General features: G+C 75.5%; 6 protein-coding genes. 2 read left to right on the forward strand and 4 right to left on the reverse strand.

The annotated features are described in order from the left end of the window. The 3 genes from Q6969_RS13225 to Q6969_RS13235 form a co-directional block, all read right to left on the reverse strand. The coding region (locus Q6969_RS13225) for an alpha/beta fold hydrolase (RefSeq protein WP_317230852.1) at positions 1-430 on the reverse strand (430 nt) is incomplete at its 3' end. Positions 431-538: 108 nt separating this feature from the next. Then, on the reverse strand, positions 539-1,648 hold the full coding sequence (locus tag Q6969_RS13230; RefSeq protein ID WP_317230853.1) for a Gfo/Idh/MocA family oxidoreductase: 1,110 nt from the start codon (positions 1,646-1,648) through the stop codon (positions 539-541). Then, a complete protein-coding gene (locus Q6969_RS13235; RefSeq protein WP_317230854.1) occupies positions 1,645-2,451 on the reverse strand; it encodes a sugar phosphate isomerase/epimerase in 807 nt (268 codons plus the stop codon). The genes Q6969_RS13230 and Q6969_RS13235 overlap by 4 nt, the downstream gene beginning before the upstream one ends. Before the next feature lie 337 nt (positions 2,452-2,788). Between Q6969_RS13235 and Q6969_RS13240 the strand changes: the two genes are divergently transcribed. Together Q6969_RS13240 and Q6969_RS13245 are read left to right on the forward strand one after the other, a co-directional pair. Next, the gene (locus Q6969_RS13240; protein ID WP_317230855.1) at positions 2,789-3,724 is read left to right on the forward strand and encodes a helix-turn-helix transcriptional regulator; all 936 of its coding nucleotides are present in this window, start codon (positions 2,789-2,791) and stop codon (positions 3,722-3,724) included. A gap of 126 nt (positions 3,725-3,850) precedes the next feature. Then, positions 3,851-4,240, forward strand: coding sequence for a VOC family protein (locus Q6969_RS13245; protein WP_317230856.1), 390 nt, complete (start codon positions 3,851-3,853; stop codon positions 4,238-4,240). Between the two features lie 44 nt (positions 4,241-4,284). Here the strand turns inward: Q6969_RS13245 and Q6969_RS13250 are convergent. Continuing rightward, positions 4,285-4,470, reverse strand: a 186-nt coding sequence (locus Q6969_RS13250) for a hypothetical protein (RefSeq protein ID WP_317230857.1), incomplete at its 5' end; no start/stop codon positions are given.

The raw sequence follows: 4,470 nt of genomic DNA on the forward strand, positions 1-4,470 counted from the left end.
GGGCGGCCGCACGCGCGCGCGGGATCTGCGCGGCGGCCAGGCCCACGAGCGGCGCGGCCCAGAACAGGCGGCCGCGGATCCCGGCGGTCGGCAGCGCGAGCCGGAACCCGGGATCGAGGTACACGGCGTGCGCGGGCTCGAGGCGGGCGACGGCGCGCACCAGCACGGATCCGCCCAGCGAGTGCCCGACGACCGCGTCGAGGCTGCGCGGCAGGGACTCCGCCAGGTCGTCGGCCATCTCCTCGACGCCGTAGGACCCGGCGCGGTCGCTCCGGCCGTGCCCGCGGAGGTCGATCGCGGTGACGGTGAACCGCCCGGTCGCCACGAGCCGGTCGACGACGGGGGCCCAGGTGGCGCCGTCCGCGCCGAGCCCGTGCACCAGGCCGACGTGGCGGGGACCGGACCCGGTGGTGACGCGGTGCAGCTGCATGGGTCCAGTGTCCTCCCGGCGCGGCGCCCGCGCGGCCGGATGACGACGGCCCCGCATCCAGGGGAGGATGCGGGGCCGTCAGGTCGAGCGGGTCGTGCGGGTGCGGCGCTACAGCGTCGCGGCCGCCGGGTCCCAGTCCTCGGCGAGCGGCGTCGGCTTCTCGACCGTGGACGCGACCTGCACGACCTCGCGGCTCTCGGCCGCGTCGCGGATCGCGAGCAGCACGTCGAGGACGTGCGCCGCGACCTCGCCGGACGCGCGCACCGGGTCGCCGCCGCGGATGCTGCGCGCCAGGTCCAGCACGCCGGAGCCCCGGCCGTACGTGGATCCGGCCGCCGCCAGCGTCTCGGGCTCCTCCTGGCCGAAGCGCCACAGCTGGCTCTCGCCGTCGAACATGTTCGGGTCGGGGAGCACGATGGTGCCCTCGCTGCCCGAGATCTCGACGAAGCCGGCCCGCGGCAGCGCGTTCTGGAAGCTGAACGTGGACTGCGCCGACTGGCCCCCCGCGAACGAGATGAGCGCCGCGTGGTGCGTGGGCACCTCCACCGGGAAGTCGGTGCCCGCGCGCGGGCCGCTGCCGATGGTGCGGGTGGTGCGCGACGTCGAGGACACCGCGCTCACCTTCTCGGCCGCGCCGAACGCGTGCACCAGCGTCGTCACGTAGTACGGGCCCATGTCGAAGAGGGGCCCGGCGCCGTGCGCGAACAGGAACTCGGGGTTCGGGTGCCAGGCGTCGGGGCCGGGCACGTGGAAGATCGTCGTCGCCGTGAGCGGCTCGCCGATGTCGCCGCGGGCGATGGACCGCATGGCGCTCTGGATCCCCGCGCCGAGCACGGTGTCCGGGGCGCACGCGACCTGCACGCCGGCCGCGCGGGCCGCCTCGAGCAGATCCGCGCCCGAGGCGTGGTCGAGGGCCAGCGGCTTCTCGCTCCAGACGTTCTTGCCGGCGGCGACGATGCGGCGGCCGACCTCGGCGTGGGTGGCGGGCAGCGTGAGGTTGACGACGATCTCGATCTCGTCGATCGCGAGCAGCTCCTCGACGGTGCCGTGTCCCGGCACGCCGTGCTCCTCGGCGCGCGAGCGCGCCCGGTCGAGGTCGATGTCGGCGACGAACAGGACCTTGAGGTCCGGGAACGCCGTCATGTTCTCCAGGTAGGTGCCCGAGATGACGCCCGCGCCGATGACGCCGACGCCGACGCGGCCGGTGCCGCGGCTCACTTGTCGTTCTCCTGCAGCCAGGCGTACGACGCCGCGATGCCGTCGAACACGTCGTGCTCGTAGTCGTCGAACTCCACGACGCGCAGCGCGTGCGGCGCGGCGGCCAGCACGGCGGCGACGTCGACGTCGCCCTGGCCGGCGGGGAGCTGCAGCTTGAACGCCTGCGCGAGCTCCGCCGGGACCTCGAGCGCGGACTCGGCGCTCGGGAGCACCTTCGCGATCGCCTCGGAGATCCTGCCGTCCTTCACGTGCAGGAACTGCACGCGGTCGCCGAGCGAGCGGAGGAGCGCGGGCGTGTCCATGCCGCCGACGGTCGACCAGAACGTGTCGAGCTCGAGGACGACCTCGGCGTTCAGGCGCTCGACGAACAGCTCGTAGACGGGGCGCCCGTCGACCTTGTTCGCGAACTCCCACTGGTGGTTGTGGTACCCGAAGGCGAGCCCGCGCGCGGCGGCCTGCGCCTGCAGGTCGTTGACCCGGTCGGCGATGCGGTGCGCGTCGTCGGCGGTCTGCCAGCGCTCCGAGGGGATGAACGGGTCGATGACGGTGCGGATCCCGAGCTTCGCGGCGGCGTCGAAGGTGCGGGCGGCCTGGTCGTCGTCGCCGTCGATGACGGGCGCGTGGCCGGAGGGCGCGGTGACGCCGGACGCGGCGAAGGCCGCGGCGAACTCGTCGGCGCGCTCGACGAACGCGTACGGCTCGACCTGCGTGTAGCCGATCGCGGCCACGCGGGCGACGGCGCCCTGGAGGTCCGCGGAGACAGCGTCGCGGACCGTGTAGAGCTGGACGGAGGGGGCGGTCATGGTCGCTCCTTTCAGGAGGGGACTGGTGGCCCGACGGCCGTCGTCCGCTCCCGCCGTCCGTGGACGACCTGAGCGACGATGCCCGCAGGGTGGTCGGCGCGAGAGGCGCCGTCGTCAAACCTACCGCCGGTCGGGCGTCGGATCCCAGTGCCGCGGCGACGCATCCGGTCATGGATCCCGCCGAGCCCCCGATGCGACGGGAGCCGCCCCTCCCCCGCCCGGCGTGGCGGACCCCCGGGGGCGGCGGTATCCTCCCTCTCACAGCACGGAGCACGTCAGCGGGCGGCCAGGTGCGCGGCCGTCGTCGGGGCGGCCCCCGACGTCGAACGGAGGTCCCGTGACCGAGCTGGTGCGCCACCGCGTCCGGACCCGCCGGGCGGACGAGGCCGAGCGGACCCTCCGCGAGCTGTACGGCCACGTCGAGCTGGCGGGGGACGACTTCGGCTACGCCGAGGACATGGTGGCCGAGCCCCGGTTCGCGCTCGGCTCCGTGGTGTTCGACGGCACGTTCCAATGCGTTGCGGAGAGCCGCGCCATCACCGTCACGTGCGCCCCCGCGGCCGGCTACGCCTGGGAGTCCGGGCGCGAGTCCGGCGAGCTCTCCCGCGCCCCCGCGCTCTTCCAGCCGGGCACGCGCCTGACCGCCCGCGTCGACCACGTGCGCGCCCGCACCCTGGTCCTCGATCCCGTCGAGCTCGAGCGCCTCGCCCGCGTGACGTACGCGGATGACCGGCTGCGGCTGCGCTTCGACGACCCGCACCCGGTCAGCGACGAGACGGCGCGCCTGTGGCTGCGCACGTACGACGCCGCCGCGTCCCTCTCGGCGTCGTTCGACAGCGCATCCCTGCGCGCCGAGGCGCTCCGGCTCCTCTCCGTCGCCACGCTCGAGGCGTTCCGTCTCACGGGCGACCGCGTCCGGCGGCACGAGACCGTGGCGGCCCTGCGCACCGCGTACCACCGCGCGACGGGGTTCCTCGACGACCACGCCTCCCTGCCGGTGACCCCGGCGGACGCCGCCGAGGCCGCCGGGGTCAGCGTGCGGGACCTCGAGCGCGCCTTCGCCGCGCACGGGGTCGACGGCGTGACCCCCGGCCGGTACCTCCGCCGGACGCGGCTGGCCGCGGCGCACATGGACCTCGTCGACGCGGACCCCACGCGGGGGCCGGGCGTCACCGACATCGCGTTGCGGTGGGGCTTCCCCCACGTCGGGCGCTTCGCCCGGCACTACCGGGACGCGTACGGCGTCGATCCCGCGGTCACGCTGCACCGCTAGCCGTCGGCTCCCGGTGCGCGCTCCGAGCGACCGCCCGTCCCGGACCACCCGTCCCGGACCGCCCTTCCCGGACCGTCGACCGGGTGCCAGGCTGGCAGCACCGCTCGACGACGAGGAGGAGCAGCCGTGAGGATCCACCGCACGATCACCGTGTTCGACGCCCCCGACCTGGCCGCGGAGAGCGCCTTCTGGGCCGGCCTCCTCGGCGGGGAGGTCGACGCGGAGGACGACTGGCACAGCGTCCGCGTCGACGGCGAGTGGCGCCTCGCGTTCCAGCTCGCGCCCGACTTCGTCCCGCCGACGTGGCCGGGCGAGGGCCCCCGCCAGCAGATGCAGATGCACCTCGACCTCTACGTGGACGACCTCGACGCGGGCCGCGAGCGCGTGCTCGCCCTGGGCGGGCGCCTGCTGCAGCCCGCCGAGGACCCGACGGCCGCCGATCGCTTCGACGTGTACGCGGATCCCGCGGGCCACCCGTTCTGCCTCTGCGTCTCGGGCGGGGACGCCACCGCCTGAGCGGCGGACCGCGGCCCGAGGCCGATCCGGGCCGGCTGCCGTCCCTAGGCCGGCTGCTGCCGCGGACGCGCGCGGGTGGACCGACGTCCGACGCGCACCGCGACGACGATGCCGAGGACCGGCGCCACGAACGCGGCGACCAGGGCGACCGTCATGCCGGCGACCGCCGCGATCCCGAGCGCCGCGCCCATCAGGAGGAGGCCGCGCAGGGCTGGACCGCCGGGCAGCAC

The organism is Clavibacter sp. MX14-G9D, assembly GCF_032917815.1.
Lineage (GTDB): Bacteria > Actinomycetota > Actinomycetes > Actinomycetales > Microbacteriaceae > Clavibacter > Clavibacter michiganensis_K.